11 protein-coding genes are annotated in these 24915 nt (G+C 71.8%); 5 read left to right on the plus strand and 6 right to left on the minus strand.

Annotated elements, in window-relative coordinates; all coding sequences use genetic code 11:
• Positions 1 to 7: 7 nt before the first annotated feature.
• Both ACSTA4_RS22605 and ACSTA4_RS22610 read right to left on the minus strand, forming a co-directional pair.
• Positions 8 to 6508, minus strand: a complete 6501-nt coding sequence (locus ACSTA4_RS22605; protein ID WP_444960925.1) for an RHS repeat-associated core domain-containing protein — start codon at positions 6506 to 6508, stop codon at positions 8 to 10.
• A 78-nt stretch (positions 6509 to 6586) separates the two neighbouring features.
• Positions 6587 to 10078, minus strand: a complete 3492-nt coding sequence (locus ACSTA4_RS22610) for a LamG-like jellyroll fold domain-containing protein (protein WP_444960926.1) — start codon at positions 10076 to 10078, stop codon at positions 6587 to 6589.
• Positions 10079 to 10514: 436 nt separating this feature from the next.
• Between ACSTA4_RS22610 and ACSTA4_RS22615 the strand changes: the two genes are divergently transcribed.
• Both ACSTA4_RS22615 and ACSTA4_RS22620 read left to right on the plus strand, forming a co-directional pair.
• Positions 10515 to 12161, plus strand: a complete 1647-nt coding sequence (locus tag ACSTA4_RS22615; RefSeq protein ID WP_444960927.1) for a glycoside hydrolase family 10 protein — start codon at positions 10515 to 10517, stop codon at positions 12159 to 12161.
• A gap of 399 nt (positions 12162 to 12560) precedes the next feature.
• Positions 12561 to 14996, plus strand: a complete 2436-nt coding sequence (locus ACSTA4_RS22620; protein ID WP_444960928.1) for a GH92 family glycosyl hydrolase — start codon at positions 12561 to 12563, stop codon at positions 14994 to 14996.
• 85 nt (positions 14997 to 15081) lie between these two features.
• On the opposite strand, the gene ACSTA4_RS22625 is transcribed toward ACSTA4_RS22620, so the two are convergent.
• Both ACSTA4_RS22625 and ACSTA4_RS22630 read right to left on the minus strand, forming a co-directional pair.
• Complete coding sequence (locus ACSTA4_RS22625; RefSeq protein ID WP_444964245.1) at positions 15082 to 17598, minus strand: FtsX-like permease family protein; 2517 nt, start codon at positions 17596 to 17598, stop codon at positions 15082 to 15084.
• A gap of 379 nt (positions 17599 to 17977) precedes the next feature.
• A complete protein-coding gene (locus ACSTA4_RS22630) occupies positions 17978 to 18733 on the minus strand; it encodes an ABC transporter ATP-binding protein (RefSeq protein WP_061082087.1) in 756 nt (251 codons plus the stop codon).
• A 366-nt stretch (positions 18734 to 19099) separates the two neighbouring features.
• On the opposite strand from ACSTA4_RS22630, the gene ACSTA4_RS22635 reads away from it, so the two are divergent.
• The gene (locus tag ACSTA4_RS22635; RefSeq protein ID WP_061082086.1) at positions 19100 to 20020 is read left to right on the plus strand and encodes a carbohydrate kinase family protein; all 921 of its coding nucleotides are present in this window, start codon (positions 19100 to 19102) and stop codon (positions 20018 to 20020) included.
• A 206-nt stretch (positions 20021 to 20226) separates the two neighbouring features.
• Positions 20227 to 21021 (plus strand): SDR family NAD(P)-dependent oxidoreductase, encoded by a 795-nt coding sequence (locus tag ACSTA4_RS22640; RefSeq protein ID WP_061082085.1) that lies wholly within the window; start codon positions 20227 to 20229, stop codon positions 21019 to 21021.
• 48 nt (positions 21022 to 21069) lie between these two features.
• Here the strand turns inward: ACSTA4_RS22640 and ACSTA4_RS22645 are convergent, their stop codons facing one another.
• Positions 21070 to 22038 carry a helix-turn-helix transcriptional regulator gene (locus ACSTA4_RS22645; protein ID WP_444960929.1) on the minus strand — a complete coding sequence of 323 codons (969 nt, stop codon included), beginning with the start codon at positions 22036 to 22038 and terminating at the stop codon, positions 21070 to 21072.
• A 369-nt stretch (positions 22039 to 22407) separates the two neighbouring features.
• On the opposite strand from ACSTA4_RS22645, the gene ACSTA4_RS22650 reads away from it, so the two are divergent.
• On the plus strand, positions 22408 to 22776 hold the full coding sequence (locus ACSTA4_RS22650) for a hypothetical protein (RefSeq protein WP_444964246.1): 369 nt from the start codon (positions 22408 to 22410) through the stop codon (positions 22774 to 22776).
• Between the two features lie 231 nt (positions 22777 to 23007).
• On the opposite strand, the gene ACSTA4_RS22655 is transcribed toward ACSTA4_RS22650, so the two are convergent.
• Positions 23008 to 24510 (minus strand): apolipoprotein N-acyltransferase, encoded by a 1503-nt coding sequence (locus ACSTA4_RS22655; protein ID WP_444960930.1) that lies wholly within the window; start codon positions 24508 to 24510, stop codon positions 23008 to 23010.
• Positions 24511 to 24915 lie beyond the last annotated feature (405 nt).

Genomic DNA, 24915 nt, shown 5'->3' on the forward strand with positions numbered 1-24915 from the left:
AAGGATCCTAATCTCTCCTACGGAAGGCCCTGGCTTCATTGTAAGCCACTCCACCGATCGTTATGTGGGTCCCAATATTTCCCAGCACGTCAGTTGCATTACTCGCAAAGCTGGAAATAGAAGACTCGGCAGCATCGAGAGTTCTATTGGCCCACTTGTGCACTTTAGGCCTCTTTCTGATGACACCGTTGCTAGTGGTGATACTGGACCACCATTTTCTCTGCGCGTTTGCTCCCCGCACTGCAGTCGCAACACGGACGCCTGCGGCACCAACCACAGGAATCCCTCCTGCGACTCCCCACATGCCAGCTCCCACATTTCCTTGTTGGAAGTTCCATAGACCGCCTCCAACCGAAAGGGCAGCACCCGCCACACCAAGAGCACCGCATACAGGACAAGCAAACATACCAGCAACGCCTAGGACCAAACCGGCGTCTCCGAGAATATTCCCCCAGTTCATGCCATCATCAGTCGTGTACCGGCTGGAGAACCAGTCTCCGGCCTGTGAGAACCAACTGGCTTCGTTGTTGGCCTGGGTCTGAGGATCAACGGTGTGGCTGACCAGTGGGGGCCTGCTCACTGGAGCCCTAGGCACCGTCCGGAATCCCGTGGTGCGACGCCACTGTTCCGCGTAACCGCCACCCATTGAAGGGTGCCACCCAGTAGGAGTCTTAGGATTTTTGGGTCGGCGAGGCGGACCGTGCCAGTTCCCCTGCTTCTTCCATTTCTCCGTCAGAGCGCCGCCCATCGAAGGGTGCCACCCGTTGGACAGGAGGTCCTTCCAGTTCAGGCCGTTCGGGTCAGTAAATGAGGCAGGGCTGTTGTTCGAGTAGACGTACCCGTTCATTTTCTGCGCGTCGGTCAACTCCATCAAGGGGTCCACCGAGATGAACCGACCCAGTGCCGCGTCATACGCTCGCGCACCCAGCTGGGTCAGCCCCGTGGACTCATCCACCGTGCCGTCCACGAACCCGCGCTCACCCGGCCACTCCCCCGCGGCCTCACGGTTCTCACCGAACACGGTCATCCGCCGTTGAACGACCTCTCCCCAGACCGCGTCCACCGCCATCTCACCCGTGCCGTGGTGGTCGGAGAACACCCAGTGCAGGTCCCCGTCGTTCTCGCGCGCCGCGACCGTCTCACCCGCGTGCTCGAAGTAGCGCGTGGCCTCCTCGGTTCCCGCGGCCGGGTCCCAGGTCACCTCCATGCCCGGAAGGTACAGGGTGGTGGCCCCGTGCGCACGCCGCAGCAACCGCTCACCGGCGGCGTCGTAGACGTACTCGGTCCTGTCCACACCCTCGGTGGCACTTGCCAGCTCGCCCTCGGGCCCCCACTCCAGGACCTGGTCTCGCTCGCCTGTGGTGCGACGGACCATGTTCCCGGACGCGTCGTAGTCGTAGGAGTGCTCGGTGACCCCACCAACACCCTGCTCCTCCACGCCGGTGATCGCGTGAGCAGGACCCTGCCCCTCCTCCGGGGACGAGTACGAGCGCGTCGTCTGTCCGCCGCCCGGCGCGTACTGGATCTCCTCGACACGGTTGCCGGTCTCGTCGTAGGTGTAGGCGTGCCAGTACGGAGCGGCCCCACCCAGGTTCTGAGCATCGGGCTCGGCGGCACAGGCCGCCTCACCGGTGGCGTTCGGCGTCCACACCTGGTTCAGGCGGCGCAGGTGGTCGTAGTCGAAGCACTGCACGTCGCTGGCGCGCTGCGGGTTGGTGGGCTCGTCGCTGACCCGCAGCAGGTTGCCGATGTCGTCGTAGGCGTAGGTCTTCGTGGACAGCGATCCCTCGCCGATCTCCGGCACGACGCTGGCCATGTCCAGGCGGTTGGTCTTCTCGTCGAAGTCGAGGGTCTGCCAGGTCTTGTCCGTGCCCAGGGGCCTGCGGCTGAACTCGCGTTGGACGAGGTTGCCGACCTTGGAGTAGACCGCCTCGGTGACGATGTGATCGTTGCCTGTGACCGAAGTGACGTTGCCGAGAGCGTCGTAGTCGTACACGACGGGTTCGCCGGGCAGATCACCAGCCGCGGGGAACTCGGTGGAGCTGACGCTGCCGTCCGGGTTGTACAGGGTGCGGAACAGGTAGCGGCCTGCCAGCCCTCCTTCGGCCCCGGGGATCAGCACCTGCTGGGCCAGCGGACGCCCCATGGAGTCGTAGCTGAGCACCTGGTCGGTGTAGGAGTTGCCGTCCTCGTGGCGTGTGGAGGAGGTCAACTGTCCCGTTGCCACGGTGTCGTAGGCCCAGGACGCCCGGACGGTCCCGTCCGCGGAACCTTCCCTGAGGTGGGTCTTGCGGCCCAGGGCGTCGTAGGTGGTGTGCAGTGTCTGGTCGCGGGCGTCGGTCGCCGACACCAGCCTGTCGAGGCCGTCGTAGTCGAACGTCGACGTCCCTGTGTCGGGGTCGGTCTCGGTGACCTTCCGGCCCAGCAGGTCGTAGGCGTAGGACCAGCTGTTGCCGCCCGGGTCGGTGACGGTCTCCAACTCACCGCGCGCGGTGTAGGTGTAGGCGGTCGCGTCGTAGTCCCCCGCGGGCTCCTCACCGTGGTGCTTGCGCAGCTCGACCACGTTGCCGCGGGCGTCGGTGATGGATGTGGTCCCCGTGCCGCCCTCGGGGGTGGTGGTCAGGGTGCGGTCGCCGTGGTGCTCGGTGGTGGTGCGCCACTGCTCCACGCCCCGGGACATCTGGACGACGTCGGTGGCCCGGTCTGCGCCGTCGTAGACGGTACGGGTCCAGCGGGGAACCTCGTCGTGGTTGTTGACCACGAACAGTTCCCCGACCGGATCCTCCTCGTTGTGGTAGGGCTCGCGCTTGATCACGGTGTTGCCGCGCGAGTCCAGGAAGGTGTCGGTGATGACCCGCCCGCCCTCAGGCGAGGGGGCCTGGGTCTGCCGTTCGCGCAGGAAGCCGTCGAGGATCTGGTAGCTGGTGGTGTAGTCCCCGTCGGCGTTGAGGCTGTGGCTGACGACCGTGGTGGGCGCGTCCTTACTCACGTGGTATTCGAACCGCATGGACGGGGAGGCGTCACTGGAGCCCGTGCGGTCGGCGAGCCACACATCGGTCAACCGGCCGAGCGGGTCGTAGGCCAGTTCGGTGCGGTTGCCGTCGGCGTCGATCTCGGCCACGGGCTGCGAGCGGGCGTCGAACTCCTCGACGGTGACGTGCCCCAGGGCGTTGGTGGTCTCCACCTTCACGTCGTGCCCGCCGGGGTGGGCGGAGGTGTAGGCGGTGGTGGTCGTGTTGCCCTCCGCGTCGGTGACCTCGACGGCGCGGCCGTACTCGTCGAACTCCGAGGTGGTGACCGTCTGGTAGACAGCGCCCTCGTCGCCGTAGTCGGTGGCCCGCTGAGTCTGGGTCGGGCGGCCCTGAGTGGGTGCCTCTCCGAAGCCCTTGCCGTCGTAGAGGGTGCGGGTGTCGCTGACGATCTCGTCCTCGGACGGGGTGCCCTCGCAGTCGGAGGCGACCGTGCGGGTGTGGGAGACCAGGCTCAGCAGGTGCTTGCCGGTGTTGCGGGCGTAGGCCGTGGAGGTGCACTGGTCGTCGTCGGGGTCGGCCACGTCGCCCCGGTCGTGCACGGTGGAGACCATGCCGTAGGAGTCGAAGGTGTTGACCGTGCTGGTCTGGCGGAACGAGTCGTCTGCCAGCGCGGTGTGGACGTCCGTGCTCTTGGTGTTGGTCATGTGCGCGCCGCGCTCGTCCCAGGAGTGGGAACTGGTGGCGGTCTCGCGCTTCCAGGGGGTGGTGACGGTCCGGGAGACCACGTCGCCGTCCACGCCGTCGCGGACGATGACCTCACGGGGCTGGCCGTTGAAGACCTCCTCGTCGGTCACGCTGGCACCGGTGGAGTCGGTGACCTCCGCCGACCGGGTTCCGTCGGGCAGGTGGTCGCCGTCCATGCCCTGGTAGAACAGGTGCTCGGTCTCGGTCCGCACCTCGTTCTCATGACCGGTGCGCACGATGACGCGGTCGTAGCCGCGCCACTGCGACCACGTGCGCCTGTCCTCCTCCACGAAGCCGTCGTCGTCCATGTACCGCCAGGCGCCGTCGCCCACGTAGTCGTAGCTGGTGATCTGGTCGGGCTGTCCGCCGACCAGGTCCTTCTCGACCAGCGCGACGACGGGGTACTTGGCGAACCAGTCGGTGATGTCATCCGCTCCGGGCTGGTGGGAGCGGATCACCGGGAAGCAGGCCTTCGTGTTCTCGTGCGGCTTGGGAGTGTCGCCTTCCACGCATTCGGACTCGGCGTAGCGCACGTCCACCTGGCCACCGGTCTCGGTGTAGATGGCGCTGACACGCCACTTGTTCATCGGGGCCAGGCCGTCGGTGGTGGAGTCGACGCGATTGGGCATCGGTGTTCCGCCGAAGGTGATGGACGGGTAGGCCTCGGTGCCGCCGACGTGCCCGGTGTGGGTGATGGAGTCCAGCCACAGGGCCGGGTCGGTGCCGTCCCCCGGTTCGGGGAACGTGTGCTTGAGCTTCCAGGTGTCGACGGTGGTGTACTCGTCCCCGTCGTGGACCTGGGTGGTGATGGTGTCGAGCTTCTTGGTGATCCAGAAGGTGGGTGAGTGCTGGCCCGCGCAGTCGCTCTCGCACTCCTGGTCCAGCGGGGTGTCGGGCCAGTGCTCGGCGTTGTCCTCGGTGCGCTCGTCCTCGGCGCAGTCGAAGCCGTCCTCGGGCAGGCAACGCTCGGAGACGGAGTAGGTCACCCGTGCCGGAGCTGTGGCGTGGGGGTCGTCGTCGCGCAGGCCGTACTCGGTGCGCTTGAGGTGGCCGCCGCGGTCGTAGGGGGTGGCCTCGGACTCGAAATGGCGGCCGTAGTTGTTGGTCTCCGCCTCGTAGTAGTGGGACAGGGCGTTGCCCTGCACGTCCACCACGTAGTCCAGGTTCCACCGCCAGGCCTGCTGGCACCAGGCATCCTCATCGGAGGACTTGTGGCAGGGTTCGCCGGAGTCGTTGCCGTAGACCGGCACCGTCCAGGCCGAGTCGGTCTCATCGTCGCCGGAGGAGTGGCCGGGCAGGCGGTTGAGACCGAAGAAGTACTGGGTGCCGTCGGTGGTGGTGACCTTCCAGTACTCGCCGTCGTTGTCGCCGTTGGTGGTGCCGGTCAGCCGCTCGACCTTGGAGCCGTCGTCGTTGCGGGGGGTCCACTCGCCGTCGTCGTAGACCAGCTCGGTGGAGCGGCCACCCAGGTTGAGGGTGGCGTTGTGGTGCGACCAGCACTGGTCGGGGATGTCGGTGTCGTCGTCCTGGCAGGTGATGTAGCGGCGCTCGATGTAGCCGGGGTGGTAGTCGAAGCCCTCGCCGATCCAGGAGGTCTGGTTGTTGGTGTCCGACACGCGCCCGTCCACGGACTGCGAGGAGTAGGACAGGCTGATGTCGGGCTGGAGGCCACCGGCCGTGTTCGGGGCGGCCATGGGGTAGTTCCAGGAGAAGTCGCCGGTCTGGGGTCCGACGTTCCAGGTGGAGGAAGGGCTCAGCGAGGTGGCGGTGTAGTCACCGGTGCCCTCCTCGCCGGATCCGTCGGCGGCCGCTGCGACCAGGACACCCGACGAGGTGGCCGGGACCACGGCGGACAGGGTCCGGGACTCGGTGTCGTTGGCCGAGTCCAGGACGTGGGAGGACAGGCAGGCTTCCTCCGTACCCTCCTCGCACTCGGTCAGGGCGATCAGGGACAGGCGTGACCCGTAGTCGGCGCCGTAGGCGGTGGCGAAGTCCGTGTAATCGACCTCCACCCGCACGGGCCCGACCGCGTCGGAGCCGTCGGTGCGCGTCACCCGCAGCGCCAGGCCGGAGACGCCCAGGGCTGAAGCCGCCTCACGGTCCAGGACCTCCACCTCGGCGGCGGTCACCGGCTCCGGTGCGGTCGGCTCGGTGTCCTCGGGCTCTTCGGTCGGCTCGGGCTCGGGTGCCTCCGCTGCGGGCTCGTCCTCTTCGATTCCGGTCCCCCCGTCCCCCGGCAGCGGCTCCTCCGGCTGAGGACTGGGCCCGATCTCCTGAGGCTCTTCTGTCTCGGGACCGGACGGCTCTCCCGTGGTCGGCGTGTCGCTGTCCGTCTCGGGTTCGGCGGGGACACGCCGCTCGTTGCGGGTCTCGTCGGTCTCCTCCGGTACCGCGCTCTCGTCCTCGTCTGGAAGAGGTGAGGTCCATTCCTCGAAGTCGGCGCCCTCGACAGCGTCGAGTGCCACCACTCCGTTCTCTTCCTCAGCGGGAGCGCTGAAGGAGCGCGCCTCCGTTCCGCCGATGTCGAAGGACGTAGTGCTCGCCTCCGGCCACTCGGCCGGTTCCAGCGAGGTGACGGCGGCGTCGGTGGCCGCGCTGTCGGCTTCGATGGCGGCCTGGACGGCGGTGTGGCCGTCCACCGACTCGGTCTCGGCCACCTCGGGGCGGGTGTTGTAGGCCAGCGCCGAGGCGGGCATGGCCGAAGCCAGCCCGGCGACCAGCACCAGGGCGACGAAGGAGACGAGGGGTTTGCGACCGCGCCGGAGGGCGGTGCTCTGGGGGATGTCAGACACGGGGCGACCTCCTACCCGGCGGAGGGGGCCGCCGGGCAGATCGTGCTTGTCAGGGGGAAGCAGGGGTCCACAACGGGTTCAGGCCACGGGGAGGTACCCCCGCATCACGCGGTCCAGATCGGTTTCGGCGAGCACGCCCTGGTACAGGTGCACGTCGCTGATGTCGCCCGCCCAGGCGTCGGAGAACTGCTGCTCGAAGAGTGCCCCTCCGATGACGACCGGGCCGCCGGTGTGCCAGGCGTCGGGTACTTCGGCGCTGCCGTTGTCGACTCCGTCGACGTAGAGGGTGACCCGGCGCGAGGTGTGGTCGTAGGTCGCGGCCAGATGCGTCCACCGCCCGAAGTCGGGGGCGTGGTCGGACAGTGCACGGTGCCAGCCGGAAGCGTCCATGGTGTCCTCCGGGGGCAGCTTCATCACCCAGTTGTCCCACTCGAAGGAATGCTGGTAGCTGAGGTAGAAGGCGCTGTGGAAGTCGCCGTCCTGCGAGACCGCGGTGGAGTTGTGTCCGACCTCGTCCAGGCGGACCCACGCAGCGACCGAGTAACTGCGGTCCGTGCGAATAGCGGTGTCATCGGTGCGGATGTGTTCCTGCGCGGTCGGATCGAGGCTGACACCGGGTGCCCAGGTCACCTCGTTGAGGGCCTGGTTCCAGGCGGTCAGCGGGTCGCCGTGCAGTGTCGCGGTCAGTCCGTGGTCGGAGGAGTCGGCGACCGAGGTGCCCTCGGTCTCGTCCAGTTGCCAGCGCCCTTCCAGTGCGGCGGGGCGATTGGCCAGTTCCCAGACCTCGGAGCGGGCGTCCTCGTCCGCGGTCAGGGGCTGGTCCATGAGCACCCGGTCCCAGACGCGTACGTCGTCGATCGCTCCGATCCATGTACCGATGTGCTCGCCGCGGTAGCGGGCGCCGCTGACGACGAAGTCCCCGTCAGCGTCCCACGGGGTCTCCTGGACCGCAGTGGCCTGCTTGTCGCCGTTGACGTACAGCGCCAGTTCACCGGTTTCGGGATCGAAGGTGCCGAGCAAATGGGTCCACACACCGATCTCGGCCTGCTCCGTGGAGATCGCCCGGTGGGTGACCTGCGTGTCGTCGGCATCGTACGGGGCCTGCTTGAAAACCCAGCGGCCTCCCTCGGTGTGCTGGTAACCGAGGTAGAAGCCGCTGTTGCGGTCACCGTCCTGGCCGACGGCGGCGAGGTTCTCCGTGGCGCCCTCCTCCAGGAGGACCCAGGCCGCGACCGAGAACGCGCCGCTGGTGTCCACGACGGGACCGTCGGTACGCAGGTGGGAGTCTCCCGTCGGCTCGACGGCGGTCCCTTCCAGCCGATAGCTCTGTCCGGCGCTCTCACCCACACGCCCACGAGTCCAGCCGACGGTACCGTCGGCGGTCGCGACACGGCCGCTCTCCCTCAGGTCGGCCACCGTAGTGCCTGTTCCCTCGTCCATGGGGAAGTGGGAGACGGGGTTGGAGGGCGGTGCGACCGTGAACGTGTACACCAGGCCGCATTCGGAGGAATTGCCGTAGGCGTCGGTGATCCGGGCGTGGATGAGGTTGGGACCATCCCTGCGCGGTGTGATCGCAACGGTCGCCTGCGCCCCGGGCTCGTCCAGTTCCACCGTGGTGGAGCAGGAGGCGTCGTTGACGCTGTAGTGGTAGGCGGTGGCGGCCTCGACCCCGTTGTTGGTGAACGTGAAGTCGCCGCTGCGCCCCACCGAACCGTGGACGGTGTCCCCGGCCGGGTAGTCGGTGGAGGTCACCGTGGGTCCGGTCTCGGGCTTGGTGGTGTCGATCCTGATCCAGCACCAGTCTGACCACGGGTAGCCCCACTCGGTCTGGTCATGGGCGATCGCCCGGTAGCCCAGCAGCTCTCCTTCGGGAAGCCCGGTGGCGGTCACGCTGTACGAGGAGCCGCCCGGCCAGTACCCCACGTCGGAGTAGGCGGAGTCGGCGTACTCGCGCGGTTCGGTGCCGTTGACCCGCCACTCCACACGCAGCTTGAGCTTCTGACCGCCCCAGGCGGCGCGCGCGTCGTAGTCGCGGGCCTTAGCGCGGAAGGTGACGGTGGTGTCGTTGATCAGGCGCGGATTGTCCCGGTCGGTGGAGCAGACTCCGCCCAGGGAGTCGGACATGCTGGAGGTGGCCACCTGGGAGGGCTTGTTGTTGTAGTCGATCACCACGACCGGTGGTTTGCGGTCGGTGTCGAAACGCCGCCAGGCGGTGGTGCCGGACTCGTCGCGTTCCTTCAGGCGCAGGTAGACGTACGATTCGTCGTTGTCCGCGCCCCACTGATAGGCCGCGGTGGTGTCGAACTCCACACCGCTGCTGGACGGGCAGGTGGCCCAACCGCCGGTGACGTTTTGTGTGTCGAGCAGGGTGCGTGTGGTGGGTTGGTTGTTCCAGGTGGTCTTGCTGTTGAACCTGTCCGTGCGGTGGAGTTGCACGTGGGAGTTGCTGTTGCAGTTGTAGGCCCAGTCGACCTCGGTGCGCATGGTGGCCGAGTGGATCGTGGTGGTGTCCTGCTTGATACGACCTGGCACGGAGAACTGGAAGAAGGCGCGGCGGGTGTAGACGCGGTCCCACTCCAGGCGCCCCACACCCGCGCTTTCCTCGTCGGGGTTGAGGTAGGCCTGGTTGGGATAGGCGCGGTCGACGTAGGCCCAGTTGGGGCGACTGGCATTGACCGAGGGGTCGATGTAGACCGGGTACTCGGTGGTCTCGTCGGTGAGCATGCCCTGGTCGGGGAGCAGGCGGATGGATTCCACCGTGACCTCGGTCTCGACCAGTGCGGTGCGGGCCCCGGTGGTCGGCGCCAGGAGCGGGTCCTCACCCGGAACCTCCTCCTGGCCAGTGGAGTCCCACATAGCCGGAGCCTGTGCGGTGAAGACGCTCTGGCCGCCCTCGTCGCCCAGTGCCTCGATGTTGCCGTGTTCGTCGGCGACGACGCTCACGCCGGTGGCGTCCAGGGGGAGTTCGAGTTCGGCCAGTTCCGGGGAGGCGGCGGCCTCGGGGGTGTGTACGACCAGGACCTGGGTGAAGCCCTCGACCCCGGCGGTCAGGACCAGGTCCACGTCGGGCAGCACGTCGGCGTAGGTGGCCTGGTCGCCGTCCAGGGTCGGCGTGGGCAGTTCTTCGACCCAGTCGAGCGCGACGCTGTTGGAGCCGATACCGATCCGAGCCATCGGGGCGTCGCCGCCGCCGGAGAAGGCGATGTCCATGCCCGCCGCCCTGGGACGGACCAGGCCGTCGTCGCCGGCGACCAGGGTGGTGTCCACGTCCACCCAGCCGTCCGCGGAGCGCACCCGAACGGGGATCGCGGAGACCTCGGCGGTGAAGGTGCCGTCGGGGTTGGCGAAGTGGCGGGTCTTCTCGTCCGTCAGGGACGGGATCTCCACCGGTTCGCCGGTCTGCTCCGCCAATGCCAGTGCGTCGAACTCCTCGCTCGCGCCTTGCGCATCTTCGCCACCAGGCGGTGTGGAGTCGTCGTCATCGGCCGCGGCGGGCACCGTGGTCAGGAGCGACAGGGCCAGCGCGGCAGCGGTGGTCACCGCCGCCACCCGGGTCAAGGGGGAGAGCATGGGGGATGCCTGTCTTGTGTTGTTTTTTTGGAACGCCATCCCTGAAGGGATTCAGTCCAGCTACTTCAAACCGGACAGAAAGTTACTAGTTACACCTATGTCGACACAAGGCACACAGAGTCACTCTTGTCCACCGCAGCGAAGTCCAATCGGGGACCGAGGACGCTGACATGGGCGCAAACCCGTGTGACCGGATCCGGCCACACAGCGTTCAGCCGGACTAGGTGGTGGTGCCGCAGTCAAGCGCGGACAGAGCGGCAACCACAGCTCCCGCGACACATCAGTATCAACCTGACGTAGGAGCCTTGCATCTGCCCGACAAATCATGAAGGTTTTCTCCTAGGGCAGACCCGGACGCCGCGCGCGGTGACCGCACCGGAGCGCGTCCCTTCCGGCTGCTCGCTGTCCGCACGACAGAAGCCGGAAGGAGCCCACGTTGGCGAAACCGCACCGGAACCGTCCCGCTCACCCGCCCGCCCGGGGGGCGGGCCGGGTCTCCCGAGCCGTAGCCCTGGCCGCAGCGCTCACCGCGTCGCTGCTCCACGCGCCGCACACGGCGGTTGCCGCCGCTCCGGCCGTCCCGGCGACGAACACCTCCGCCGAGCCGTGCGCGGTCGATCCGCAGGCGCCGCCCAAGCGGCAGATGCGCGCCGAGTGGATCTCCTCGGTGGTCAACATCGACTGGCCCAGCGAGCAGGGGCTCTCGCCCGAGGCTCAACAGGCCGAGCTGATCGACCTGTACGACCGGGCCAAGGCCGACGGGCTCAACGCCGTGTTCGTGCAGATCCGGCCGACCGCCGACGCGTTCTGGCCCTCCCCGCACGAGCCGTGGTCGGAATGGCTCACCGGTACGCAGGGCACCGACCCCGGCTACGACCCGCTGGCGTTCGCGGTCGAGGAGGCGCACGCCCGCAACCTGGAGTTCCACGGCTGGTTCAACCCCTACCGGGTGGCCATGCACGACGACCCCTCGCGCCTGGTGGCCGACCACCCGGCGCGGGTCAACCCGGACTGGGTGTTCGCCTACGGCGGCAAGCTCTACTACGACCCGGGCATCCCCGAGGTGCGCGCGTTCGTCGTCGAGGCGATGATGCACGCGGTCGAGAACTACGACCTGGACGGCGTCCACTTCGACGACTACTTCTACCCCTACCCGGTGGCGGGCGAGACGGTGCCCGACCAGGACACGTTCGCCGAGTACGGCGGAGAGTTCGGCGACATCGGGGACTGGCGGCGCGACAACGTCAACCGCATGGTCCAGGAGATGGACGAGGCGGTGCACGCCGCCAAGCCGCACGTGAAGTTCGGCATCAGCCCGTTCGGGATCTGGCGCAACGACACCAGTGACCCGAACGGCTCCGACACCGGCGGGTTCGAGTCCTACAGCCAGATCTACGCCGACAGCCGCAGGTGGGTGCGCGAGGGCTGGGTGGACTACATCAACCCGCAGGTCTACTGGGAGATCGGCCTGCCCGTGGCCGACTACGCGGTGCTCGTCCCCTGGTGGGAGCAGGTCACCGAGGGCACCGACGTACACCTCTACATCGGTCAGGCCGCCTACAAGGCGGGCAACGCGGGCGCCTGGTCCGACCCGGACGAACTGTCCCGGCACCTGGACCTGAACCGGGAGTACCCGGGCGTGGACGGGGACGTCTACTTCAGCGCGAACTCGCTGCGCACCAACGCCAGGGACGCCATGGACGTCGTGGTCGAACAGCACTACTCCCACCCCGCCCTGATCCCGGTCAAGGAGGACCTGGGCGGGGCCGCTCCCGCACCGCCGGTGGTCACCGCCGCCGCGCGGGCCGACGGCGGCACCGAGCTGACCATCCGCCCCGGTCGCGGCGGCAGACCCGCCTACTACGCGGTCTACGCGCTGGACGGCGCGCCCGGACGGCAGGAGGTCCCCTGCGACGTGCAGGACCCGCGCGCCATGGTCGGCACGGTGCGCGCGGCCGAGGACGGGGGCGAGACGGTCTTCACCGCGCCCGGCGGCGGTGACGTGACCTACTACGTGACCGCCCTGGACCGGCTGCACCACGAGAGCACGACGAGCAACCCGAGGCACGTGCCCCGGGGCTGACCGACGAACCGCGGGGCCCGGGCCAGCGCGTACGCCGGGCCCCGCGGCCGTTCCCCTTCGGACCTCGAACCTCGACCATCACCCGCGCACGCCTCGAACCGCGACCCTTCCTCCGCCCGGCGCCCCGCGGCGCCCCCGCGGACCGGCGCCTCCGGCCCCTCCCCGCTTCCGTCTCCCGACACCGCCGCCCGCGCGCCCCGGACCAGCGCCCCAGCCCTACCCCCGGACCAGCCCTACACCCCGGACCAGCGCCCCGGTCCGCACCGTGGTCGGTCCGTGACACCACGGCGACGGACCGGCGAAGAACGCGCCAACTCCCCCGCCCTCATCTGGCCACGGCGCGCACCGCTGGGCCAGACTCGCCGGGACCGTTCGCTCCCCCGCTAAGGACCGCAGAGGATGACCCTCCCTCCACGCTCCCCCCGACTCCTGCCCCCGCTGCTCGCCCTCGCCGTCGGCGCCGCCCTGCTCTCCCCCGCCCCGGCGGCCTCCGCGTCACCGCTCCCGGCCGAGACGGCCCGGGCCGTGGCCTCGCCCGCCGACTACGTGGACCCGTTCATCGGCTCCACGAACGGCGGCAACACCTACCCCGGCGCGGTCCGGCCGTTCGGGATGATCTCCTGGAGCCCGACCACCACCCGCGGGGACCAGACCGACACCGGCGCGGCCAACGGCTACTCCTACGACGTCACGCGGGTGCGGGGCTTCGCCCTGACCCACGTCAACGGCGCCGGGTGTCACCCCGGGGCCGCCGGGGACGTGCCGATCATGCCGGTCACCGTGCCCGTGGAGTCGTCGCCCAGCGCCGACACCCGCGACGAGGTGTACGCGAGCGACTTCGACCACGCCGACGAGTCGGCCTCACCCGGCCGCTACACGGTGACCCTGGAGAACGGGGTGCGCACGGACCTGAGCGTCACCGACCGGGCCGGCGCCGGGGAGTTCGACTTCCCCTCGGACGCCCCCGCCAGCCTGCTCTTCCGCACCTCCAACTCGCTCAACGGCAGCGAGGACGCCGACGTCCGCATCGACGAGGAGGCCCGCACGGTGAGCGGTTCGGTGCTCACCGGCGCCTTCTGCGGACAGCGCGCCAACGGCGGCGAGAACAACCGCGAGTCCTACTACCGGCTGCACTTCACCGCGCACTTCGACACCCCCTTCACCGAGGTGGGCACGTGGGAGGACGGCGAGCTGAAGCCGGGGGCCACCACCGCCTCCGGGGGTGAGGGCTATGACCGCGACCAGCGGCGGGGCCGGGGCTCGGGCGGCTACGTCTCCTTCCCCGAGGGCTCCGACGTGGGCGTGCGCGTGGGCATCTCCTACGTCAGCGCGGAGAACGCCGAGGCCAACCTCGCCGCCGAGATCGCCCCCGGGCAGAGCGTGGACGCGGTGGCCGCGTCGGCGCGCGAGGCCTGGAACCGGCGCCTGCGCACGATCAGGGTCGGCGGCGGCACCGACGACCAGCGCACCGCCTTCTACACGGCGCTGTACCACTCCCTGCTCCAGCCCAACCTGGTGAGCGACGTCGACGGCCGCTACCCGGGCATGGACGGCGAGGCGCACCGCGTGGCGGACGGACAGGGCGCCCAGTACACGAACTTCTCCGGCTGGGACCAGTACCGCGCGCAGGTCCAGCTTCTCGCGCTGCTGGAGCCCGGGGTGGCCGGGGACTTCGCGCAGTCCCTGCTCAACTTCTCCGAGCAGAACGGCGGCGTGTGGGACCGCTGGGTGCACATCAACGGGCCCACGCACGTGATGACCGGTGACCCCTCGGCCGCGACGCTGGCGACGTTCGCCGCGATGGGCGTGGACGGGTTCGACGCCGAGGCCGCCTACGCGTCCCTGCGGACCCAGGCCACCGAGCCGCACCCCGACGGGCTGTCCGACGCCGGGTGCCCGGGCCAGTGCGAGGGCCAGCGCCCGAACCTGGAGCGCTACCTCGAACTCCGCTACGCGCCGCAGGACGACTGCCACTGCTGGGGCGGGGCCGCGGAGACGCTGGAGGCCTCCGTGGCCGACAACGCGCTCGCCCAGTGGGCGGAGCGCCTGGGGCGCGGGGACGACGCCGCGGTGTTCGCCGAGCGCGGCGGGTACTGGCGCAACGTCTACAACCCCGAGGCCACGCCGGAGGCGGGCTACGCGCAGGCGCGCGACGCCGACGGGTCCTGGGTGACGCCCTTCGACCCCGGGCGCGACACCGGGTTCGCGCAGGGCACGAGCGCGACCTACACGTGGATGGTGCCGCACGACGTCGGCGGCCTGGCCGAGGCGATGGGCGGCCGGGAGACCGCGGCCGAGCGCCTGGACGGGTTCTTCCGTACCCCCGACGGCGCGTGGTCGGTGGGCGGTGGCGACCCGCTGCGCTACGACCCCACCAACGAGCCGGGCATCCACGCGCCGTGGATGTACAACGCGCTCGGGCAGCCCTGGAAGACCCAGGAGACGGTGCGCGAGATCGTGGTCACCCAGTACGGGACGGGGCCGGGCGGCCTGCCCGGCAACGACGACCTGGGCACGATGTCGGCCTGGTACGTGTTCTCGGCCCTGGGGCTGTTCCCGCAGGCGCCGGGGCGCGGCGAGCTGCTGCTGTCGGCCCCGGTGTTCTCCTACGCCAGGATCGCGCCGGGCGGACGCGAGCCGATCACCCTCGTCGCCCCGAACGCCGGGCCGGACACGCCCTACATCGGTTCGGTGCGCCTGGACGGGCGGGAGCACACGCGTTCCTGGCTGCCGGAGTCCTTCCTGAGCGAGGGCGGGCGCGTCACGCACGTGCTGGTCAGCGAGCCGAACACGGAGTGGGCGACCGCTCCGGAGGACCTGCCGGTCGACCACTGAGGCCGTGGGCGGGCGCCGCGCTCCCGGATGCGGTGCCCGTCCATGACCGTCGCGGGGCCCGGTGAACGCCGGACCCCGCTGCCGCTCACCCGGCGGCGTGCAGTGGGCGGGCGCGCAGGGCCGCGACGGCCGGGACCAGGCTCGCGAGCAGCCCGATGCCCACGACGACACCGGCCAGCGGCAGGTACTGGTCCAGGGGGACGGCGAGCACCACCGCCCCGCCGTCGACGAGGGCGTGCCCCACGGCGGCCACCCCGGTCAGCGCCGTGGCGGTGCCCAGCGCCACCCCCGCCAGCGACACCGCCAGGGCCTCCCCCGCGACCATCCCGGCGACCCGGACCCGCGAAGCCCCCACCAGGCGCAGCAGGGCGAAGCTGCGCGCGCGGGCCGAGACGGAGACCACGAGGGCGTTGACCGCGCTCACCCCGGCGAAGCCCGCCACCAGGGCCACCATGAGGTGGGTGATCCACGCGTCCTCCTGGCCGATCCGTGCCTGGTCCGCGATGTGCCCGGCGCGGTCGGCTACCCGGAGCTCGGGCCCGGCGTCGATCGCCTCCTCCAGCAGGGCGGCCGTCCTCCCGGCGTCGGCCGAGGGGTCGAGCACCACGTACAGGCCGTTGTGCAGGGTGTCGAGCATCCGGGGCGCGACGGCCTCCTCCGGCAGCAGGACGTCGGGGAAGTCGAGCCCGGCCCGGTACAGGACCGACACCCGGGCCGTGAACGCGGTGCCGTCGGGGCTGAGCAGCTCCACGGTCCGCCCCGCGCGCCACCCCCGGCTCCGGGCGGTGTCGGCGCGCACGGCGACGCCGCCGGTGCCGAAGTCCTCCCACGCGCCGTCCTCCACCGCCAGGTCGTAGGTCCGCGGCACCGTCCCGGGTTCGACCAGGTGGGTGGTCAGGTACGGCCCGCCCGCGGAGGTGACCGTCTGCCGGTAACCCCCGGCCGCGGCGACCCCGGGCACGTCCTCGGCGGCCTCGGCCGCGGACGCGGGCAGTCCCACGCCCAGGGCCCCGGACACCACCAGGTCCGCGGCCAGGCGCTCTCCGTAGGCGCGCAGGCGGGCCTCGGTGGTGGTCGTCTCCTGGAAGAGCAGCAGGCAGGCGACCGCCGTCGTCACCAGCAGGGGCGTCATGACGCCCGCCACCCGGCGGACGTCGGCGCGCGCCTCCCGGTCGGCGACCAGGGAGGCGGCGCTCCTGCGGGTGACCGGGCGCAGCAGGAGCAGTGCCGCGTGGACCAGCACCGGCGAGAGCAGGACCGCGGCGGCGACGAGGACCAGCGCGGCGGAGACGGCGGCGGTCACCGCCATCACGGTTCCGGCCAGGCCCCAGGCCGTCGCGAACAGGGCCGCCGCGCCGCACAGGGCCACGGCCCCGAGCACCAGGCGGGCACGGGAGAAGGGGACGGGTTCGGCCTGCGCCGCGCGCATCGCCTCCACCGGCGCGATCCGGCCCGCGGTGAGCGCGGGGCGCAAGGAGGCCACCAGCGGCACGGCCAGGGCCAGCGCCGCGCCCGCCGCGAGCGAGGGCCAGCCCAGGACCAGTGCGAACCCGTCCGGCAGCGTCCCCAGCGCCGTGAAGATCCTGGTCAGGAGCAGTGCCAGCGCCGAACCCACGAAGCAGGAGAGTACGGCGGCCACGCACCCCAGGACCAGGGCCTCCCCGACGACGAGTCGGCGCACCAGTCCCGGCCGGGCCCCGGCCAGGCGCAGGAGGGCGAACTCCCGGGCGCGGTCGCGCACGGTCAGGGAGAGCAGGCCCGCGACCGTGACGGCGGCCACCGCCAGCGCCAGTGCGGCCATGGTGCCCAGGAACCGGCCCATGCCCGAGGCCAGTTCCCGGTTCTGCCCGTCCAGCGCGAGCGCCGTGGCGCGTTCGTTCCCGGTGAGGACCCGGACGCCGGGAGCGGCCTCCTCGACCGCCCCGGCCAGCCGGTCGGGGTCGGTTCCCTCCCCGGGCCAGAGCGCGGCCATGACCGGGTCGCCGCCCCGCCGCGCGGCCTCGGCGGGCGGGAAGAACAGGGCTCGCTCCGGGGCGCCGCCGCGCTCGACGGTTCCGGTGACCAGAACCTCGGCGATCCCGTCGGAGGTCAGGACCCGCGCGCGGTCGCCGGGGGCGAGCCCGGCGTCGGCGGCGGTGCGGGTGTCGATGGCCACCTCGTTCCCGTTCTCGGGGGCCCGTCCGGCGGCGGGGGCGAGCCCCTCGGCCTCGGCGAGCGCCCAGGAGTGGCCGAAGGAGCGGTCGGAGTGGCCGCCGAGCGTGCGGTCGGAGGTGACCACGTAGGCGGAGAAGGGCGCCTCGACCGCCGTCCGGTGCACGCCGGGGAGGCGTTCCAGTTCCGCCACGGTCCGCGGGTCCAGCCGGGGCGGTTCCCCCAGCGGCGAGGCGGTGATTCCAGCCGCGGCCTCCTCGGGGACGGCCGTCACCACGACCGGCGCCCGCGACAGCGTCCAGAACGCCCCGGCCCCCTCGGCGGCCACCCGTTCGGCCGAGTCCTGGAGGGCGAGGACGGCCGTGGCCAGCCCGGCGCCCAGGGCCACGGTCAGGACCGACAGGGCCAGCTGGCGCGCGCGGTCGGCGGCGCCGCGCAGAACCATCCGCATCACGCGGCACCGCCTCCCCCGTCGCCGGGGGCCGCCTCGTGGTGGCGCGGGTCCTCACCCTGGTCGCGCGGATACGGCGGCCGACCGGTCGGCGTCTCGGGTGGCATGGTGGGTGGCGCCGTGGGCGATGTCGCGGCCACCGCCCCGGGCAGCGCCGCGTGCGGGGCTGTGCGCGGCACGCCGGGCACCGCCTCGGGTGGCATAGTCGGCAGCACCGCGGATACCGCCGCGGGTGACATGGTCGGCAGCACCGCGGATACCGCCGCGGGTGACATGGTGGGCGCCGCCGCGAGTGCGCCTGTACACGGCCCCGCAGGTACCGCCGCGGGCAGAACCACGGCCACCGCCCCGGACGGCCCGTCGTGGTGCGTCGCGCGGTTCACCGCTCCTCCAGACGTCGGATCCAGGCCAGGACGGAGTCCGCGGTGGGGTCGGCCAGTTCCCCCTGGACGCGGCCGTCGCGCAGCATGAGCACGCGGTCGGCACGGGCCGCGGCGACCGGGTCGTGGGTGACCATGACGACGGTCTGCCCGTGGTCGGAGGCGGCCCGGCGCAGCGCCTCCAGGACACCGGCCCCGGAGCGGGAGTCGAGGTTGCCGGTGGGTTCGTCGGCCAGGAGCACGCTCGGCCGGTGCACCAGGGCGCGGGCGACGGCGACGCGCTGCTGCTGGCCCCCGGAGAGTTCGGAGGGCCGGTGGTCGAGGCGGTCGGCCAGGCCGAGCGAGGCCACGAGGTGGTCGTGCCACGCCTCGTCCCGGGGCAGGCCGGACAGGCGCTGGCCGATGGTGATGTTCTCCCCCGCGGTCAGCGACGGGAGGAGGTTGAAGGACTGGAAGACGAACCCGAACGCCCGTGCGCGCAGCCGGGTCAGGGCCGGTTCGGCGAGTCCGGTGATCGGCTGGCCCTCGACCGTCACCGCGCCCGCGTCGGGGCGTTCCAGCCCCGCCAGGCAGTGCAGGAGGGTGCTCTTGCCCGAACCGGAGGGGCCCATGACCGCCGTGAACCCTCCCCGGGGGAAGGCCGCGTCCACCCCGGCCAGCGCGTGGACGGGGACGCCTCCCCTCCTGTGGGTCCTGGTCAGCCCGGAGGCCCGCAGCGCGTGGGCTCCGGCCCGGTCCCGGACGTGCCCATCCATGGCGAACTCCGCTCGTCTCGTCGTGTGGAAGGGGCGTCGGCGCCCTGCCCGGCCCCCGCTCAAGAGCCAAACACGGGGGCCGGTCGGCGTCACTGGGCCTGGACGGAGGTCCGGTGGTGGGGACCGCCCCACCACCGGAGACCGGCCGGGGCACGGGGACGGGCCGCGCGGGCGGGCCTCCGCCGGCGATGCGGACGCGGGCCTCCCCGACGGGTGCGGCGGCACCGGCGGGCGGGATCCGCGGGCGGGACACCCGGCCCCGCTCCCTCCCGACGACCGCTTCCCCTGGTCGCGGTGTCCGGACGTCCCTATGCTTTGCCGGGGCCGCCTGTCCCAGGGAGGCGGACGGAGACGAGGGGGGAGTCCGTGACGGACGGATACGACGTGCTGGTGGTGGGGGGCTCGGGCGTCGACACGATCGTCCGGGTGGACGAGCTGGCCCTGCCCGGCGGGGACTCGGTGTTCGTCCCGCCGGTGGTCGACTACGTGGGGCACACCGGCAACGGGGTGGCGCTGGGGTGCCACGCGCTGGGGCTGGCCACCAAGTTCATCGACTACCTGGGGGACGACGCCCAGGGCCGGATGGTGCTCGACTCCTACGCCGAGCGGGGACTGGACTTCAGCCACACCGTCTCACCGCACGGCACGCCCCGGGGCGTCAACCTCGTGGACCGGAGCGGGCGCCGCTTCTCCTTCTACGACGGGCGCCATCCGGGAGACCTGCGGCTGCCCCCGGAGTTCTACCTGCCCTTCGTACGACGGGCCCGGCACGCGCACCTGTCGATCATCGGCCACAACCGGGACATGTACGGGGACCTGGAGCGCCACGGCCTCACCACCTCCACGGACCTGCACGACTGGGATGGGACCGACCCCCACCACCTGCACTACGCGCTGCGCTCGGACGTGGTGTTCATGAGCGCGGCGAGGGTCCGCGACGGGGTCGGGGACGTGCTGCGCGACGTGGTCGGCCGGGGGCGGGCCCGGGTCGCCGTCGCCACCGACGGCGAACGGGGCTGCCACGTCCTGGAACGGGGCTGGGACGCGCCGCGCGGCTTTCCCGCGGTGCGGCCGAACCGGCCGGTGGTGGACAGCAACGGCGCGGGGGACGCGTTCGTGGCCGCCTTCCTGCACGCCTGGCTCGGCGGGGAACCCGTGGAGCGGTGCGTCCTGGCCGGTGCGGTGGCGGGGGCCTTCACCTGCGGCAGCGCGGGAACGCACACCGAACTGATCGACCTGCCCACGCTGCGCCGTCTGTCCGAGGACGCCGAGTACGAGCCCGCGTGAGGGGGCGGCCGGAAGTGGTGCCGGTGTAGCGCGTGGGACGGGCCCGTGAACCCTGGCGGCCACGGCGCCGGGCGGGGCCGGTCCCCGCCCGGCACCCCCGCCGCACGGGGCGTGCGGGGTCCACGCACGTCCCACGGTCGCCCCGCACGACCCCGGGCGCCGGGTCGCGTTGGGCGGCGGGGCACGGAGCGACGTAGCGTGACCCCATGGACATCGATCTGCGTACACGCACGGCCCTGGTGACCGGCTCGACCCAGGGCATCGGCCTGGCCATCGCCACGGCGCTGGCGCGCGCCGGGGCGACGGTGGCGGTCAACGGGCGCGGCGAGGAGAAGGTCGCCCGCGCGGTGGAGGCGGTCACCGAGCGGGTGCCCGGGGCCGCGCTGGTGGCCGCGACCGCCGACGTGACCACCGAGGAGGGCGTCGACCGGCTCCGCGAGCTGCTCCCCCGGCTCGACGTGCTCGTCAACAACCTCGGGATCTTCGGGGCTCAGGACGCGCTCGACATCTCCGACGAGGAGTGGCGGCGCTACTTCGAGGTCAACGTGCTCTCCGCCGTGCGCCTGACCAGGGAGTTCCTGCCCGGGATGACGGAACGCGGGTGGGGCCGGGTGCTCAACATCGCCAGCGACTCGGCGGTGGTGATCCCGGCCGAGATGATCCACTACGGCATGTCCAAGACGGCGCTGCTCGCGGTCTCGCGGGGGTTCGCCAAGGAGGCCGCGGGCACGGGGGTGACCGTCAACTCGGTGATCGCCGGTCCCACCCACACCGGAGGCGTGGAGGACTTCGTCTACCAGCTCGTCGACCGGAACCTGCCGTGGGAGGAGGCGCAGCGGGAGTTCATGCGCCTGCACCGGCCGCAGTCGCTCCTGCAGCGGCTGATCGAACCCGAGGAGATCGCCAACATGGTCGCCTACCTGAGTTCGCCGCTGGCCTCGGCCACCACGGGGGCCGCCGTGCGGGTGGACGGCGGGTACGTCGACTCCATCGTCCCCTGAGAACGCCCCCGGACGCCGGGCACCCGGCGTCCGGGCACGGCGCGGCTCTCAGCCGGTTCCACCCACGGACCGGTGGAGGCGGTCGGCGAGCGCCGCGGTGTGGCGGGCGAACTCCGGCGGGCCCTCGACCGTGAAGGGCAGGCCGGTGAGCGCGAGGACGACCGCGAGCCACTCGTGGGAGTCCACGCGGGCGGTGTAGCGCGCCCGGTCGGGGCCGACCGCCTCCAGGTCGCCGTCGATCCGGGAGATCCGCGCCGCCACCTCCCCGGCCGACGCGTCGAACAGGACCGACACCGTGTGCCGGGCCTTCCCCGTCCCGAAGCCCCGCTCCAGGTGGTCGGCCAGCGGTTCCCCTGGCAGCTCCCGGCGGGTGAAGGGCGCCCTGGTGGGGGTGACTCCGGCGATCCGGTCGAGTCGGAAGGTCCGCCAGTCGTCGCGCTCGCGGTCCCAGGCGAACAGGTACCAGCGCCGTCCGGACAGGACCAGCCGGTACGGGTCCACCTTGCGGCGCAGCTCGCGGCCGTCGCCGCCGCGGTGGAGCATCCGGACCCAGTGCCCGTCCGCGACGGCCTCGCCCAGGTCGGTGAGGACCCGTGTCCGCACGCCCGGCCACACCCGCTGCTCCGGTTCGACCGCCGCGGCCAGCGCTTTCGCCCGGCGGGCCAGGCGTGAGGGCAGCACCCGGCCGAACCGGGCCAGGGCCCGTTCCGCGTTCTCCTCCACGCCCTCCACCCCGCCGAGCCCGGCGGCGACGATCCGCAGGCCCAGGGCGGCGGCCACGACCTCGTCGTCCTCCAGGAGCAGGGGCGGCACCGCGCGACCCGCGACCAACCGGTAGTGGCCGCCGGGACCGCGGAGGCTCTCCACCGCGTAGCCCAGTTCGCGCAGCCGGTCGATGTCGCGGCGCAGCGATCGCGGGCTGGTCTCCAGGGCCGCGGCCAGGTCCGCGCCGGGCCAGGCCCTGCCGGTCTGGAGCAGGGAGAGCAGGCGCAGCGTCCGCGCACTCGTGTCGGCCATGCGGCCCATTCTCCGCCGGGATGCGGCCGGGTTCCGACCGCGATACCCCCGTGCGGCGCGGTCACCGCTCTGGCCGGGTGTTCCGGCAGCCCGGAAAGCGGATTTGCGCACGATCACCGGGGTGACAGAAGGACACCGGTGGTGTGATCGTGGACACCACCGGCGTTCTTGTGGAATCGCCCCCCGCCGCTTCGGACGGAGACCTCACGCGCTGACCAGCGGTTCCCGGGAAAGGAAACGGCGCACGAGTCGCTTTGCGACCCCGTGGGATCACTCTGCGCGTCCGTCCCTTACTGAGAGTTTACCCGGACCGGGTAGACATAGACGGATCGGCCCCCACGGACCTGAGATAAGGATGTGCGCGACGTGATGGACTGGTTGAGCAACCTCTTCGGCGGAGCAGCCGAGGAAGCAGCCCAGGGAGTGTCCGACGCCGTGGGCGGGGTCGGCGAGGCCGTGGGCGGGGTCGGCGAGACCCTGGGCGGTGCCGGAGAGGCCGCGCAGGCCTACGGTGAAGAGGCCGTCGGCGGCTTCGCCGAAGGTGCCCAGGCCTACGGTGAAGAGGCCGTGGGCGGCTTCGCCGAGGGCGCCCAGGCCTACGGCGAGGAGGCCGTGGGCGGCTTCCAGGACAGCGCCACCGAGGCGGTCGGCGGCTTCCAGGACCAGGTGGACACCGTGAGCGGTATCGCGGAGGACCCGGGCGGCGCCGCCGCCGACCACTTCTTCGGCAACAACTGACCTACCTACCTCCCGGCTCCGGCAGGGAGGGAGCGGCCCGCCCGGAGCACCCGTGCCCCGGGCGGGCCGTTCGCGCGTCGCGAAGCCGTCGCGTCCCGTCCCGTCAGCCGGGGAACAGCCGGTCCGGGCGGCCGTGCGGAGCCCGTTTCCGGCACCCGCCCGGGAACCGCCTCCGAGCCCCTCTACGAGCGCGAGGACCGCGGTCGCCCTCTCGGGTCCGCAACCCTCGGCTCACTCCCGGCGCGGCCGGGCCGCCGAGAGCACGGTGAGCGCGGCCAGGGCGGCGACGCACGTCCAGGCGAAGGCGTCCCCGATCCGGGAGTAGACCGTGGTCACCCCCTCCCGGGGCACCATGGCGACCATGGTCTGCTGCCCGGTGGTGAAGTAGTCGGTCGTCGCCAGCACCCGCCCTTGGTGGTCGGTGGCGTTGGCCCGGCCGCGGCTCGCCTGCCGGAACAGGGCCGAGCCGTTCTCCACCGCGCGGAACACCGCGTTGCGCGCGTGCATCTCCTTGATCCCCTCCCAGGTGTTGGCGCCGACCAGCAGGACGTCCGCGCCCCGCGCGCCCGCCTGGCGGACCAGCCCCGGGAAGTCGGCGTCGTAGCAGATGGCCACGGCCAGCCTGCCCGCCGGCGTGTCCGCGACGGGCACCGTGCCGGACCCCGGCTCGTACGGCTCCAGGACGGGTACCGGCCTGCTCTTGTCGTAGGTCCACGCGACCTCGCCGTCCGGGGCGACCATGAGCATCTGGTTGCGGATGTGGGGAGCCCGCCCGGTGTAGACCGACATACCGGCGTTGACGTACACCCCGTGGTCCCGGGCCACCTCCCGGATGTCGGCCACCAGCAGGTCGAGGTCCTCCTCCAGGGTGAAGGCCGCCGACTCGGGCCACAGCACGACCTCGGCGCCCGCGGCCGCCTCCCTCGCGGCGCTGGCCAGGAGTTCGTCGTTGACGACGCCGAAGCGTTCACGCAGGACGGCCGGATCGGCGGCCCGCAGCGCCTCCAGCGAGTCGTACTCCCGGAAGGTCGGTACCAACTCCTCCCAGGCGTCCTGCGAGGCGGTCACCCCGGCGACGCGCACGGTGTCGCCCGAGGGCGGGGCGAATACCAGGCGGGCGCCGCCCGCGACCGCGACCAGCGCGACCGTCCCGGCACAGACCGCCGCCACCGTGCGGGCCGCGCGGTCGGTCAGGCCGCGCGCCCACAGCAGCGCCGCCGCCGAGCACGCCCAGGCCACCAGGAAGCTCACTCCGTACACACCGGTCACCGAGGACACCTGGATCAGCGGGAGGTTGTCCGCCTGGGTGGCGCCCAGAACCCCGTGGATGGTGCCGAAGGGGGTCACCGAGGCCACCGTGAACTCCACGGCCACGGTGGTGAGCGGGAAGACCAGGCTGACCGGCCACGGGCCCCGCTCCCCCAGTCGCCGGTACAGGAGGCGGTCGGCGGCGTAGGGGGCCGCGTCGGCCAGGGCCAGGGCCAGCGCGAGCAGCACCAGCGGCGGGGAGAGCAGGTCGGCCAGCCACAGCCAGACCAGCACGGCCGCCGTGCTGGCGGCGAGGACCCCCAGGAGGGCGGGCAGCGGTCGGCCGGCGCGTGTGAAGCGCAGCAGCAGGACCGGATAGACCCACGCGAGCAGCGCGATGTCCCAGGCGGCCTGCATCGCGAAGAGGGACAGGGCGGTACCGGCGAGGAGCCAGGCGTAGCGCGGGAGGGTCGGGGGCTCGGTCATGGTTCGGCCTTCGTCTCGGGAAACGGGGGTCTCGGGGAACGGGGGTCTCGGCCGGCCGGCACGACCACAACGCTAGGGAACCGCGGCCCCGGCGCCCATGGGGATTCCCGCCCGGTTCGGGGCGCGATCCCCCACCCCGGAATGCGGTGTTCCGCAGTACCCGCGCACCCGGGCGATGGCTAGTGTCGACGCTGACGCCGACCGCGGCCTCCCCGTTCTCCGCGAGCACGGATTCCGAGGGCACCGGCCCGCGCGCGTGCGTGCGGCCGAAGGCGTGCGCCGGGCACGCACCAGCGGACCCGGGCACCGGACTCCGGCTGCCAGGCACGGACGGCCCGAAGCGGCGGCGATCAGACGAACGGAGAGGACGGGAGTGACGACGCACGGGAACGCGCATCCGGCAAC

The sequence above is a fragment of the Nocardiopsis sp. M1B1 genome (assembly GCF_052466615.1).

What these genes read in the sequence shown, in the direction of transcription:
- ACSTA4_RS22610 (WP_444960926.1), bottom strand. Translation starts at nt 10,078, where the DNA reads ATGCTCTCCCCCTTGACCCGGGTGGCGGCGGTGACCACCGCTGCCGCG.
- ACSTA4_RS22620 (WP_444960928.1), top strand. Translation starts at nt 12,561, where the DNA reads ATGACCCTCCCTCCACGCTCCCCCCGACTCCTGCCCCCGCTGCTCGCC.
- ACSTA4_RS22625 (WP_444964245.1), bottom strand. Translation starts at nt 17,598, where the DNA reads ATGCGGATGGTTCTGCGCGGCGCCGCCGACCGCGCGCGCCAGCTGGCC.
- ACSTA4_RS22630 (WP_061082087.1), bottom strand. Translation starts at nt 18,733, where the DNA reads ATGGATGGGCACGTCCGGGACCGGGCCGGAGCCCACGCGCTGCGGGCC.
- ACSTA4_RS22640 (WP_061082085.1), top strand. Translation starts at nt 20,227, where the DNA reads ATGGACATCGATCTGCGTACACGCACGGCCCTGGTGACCGGCTCGACC.
- ACSTA4_RS22645 (WP_444960929.1), bottom strand. Translation starts at nt 22,038, where the DNA reads ATGGCCGACACGAGTGCGCGGACGCTGCGCCTGCTCTCCCTGCTCCAG.
- ACSTA4_RS22650 (WP_444964246.1), top strand. Translation starts at nt 22,408, where the DNA reads ATGGACTGGTTGAGCAACCTCTTCGGCGGAGCAGCCGAGGAAGCAGCC.
- ACSTA4_RS22655 (WP_444960930.1), bottom strand. Translation starts at nt 24,510, where the DNA reads ATGACCGAGCCCCCGACCCTCCCGCGCTACGCCTGGCTCCTCGCCGGT.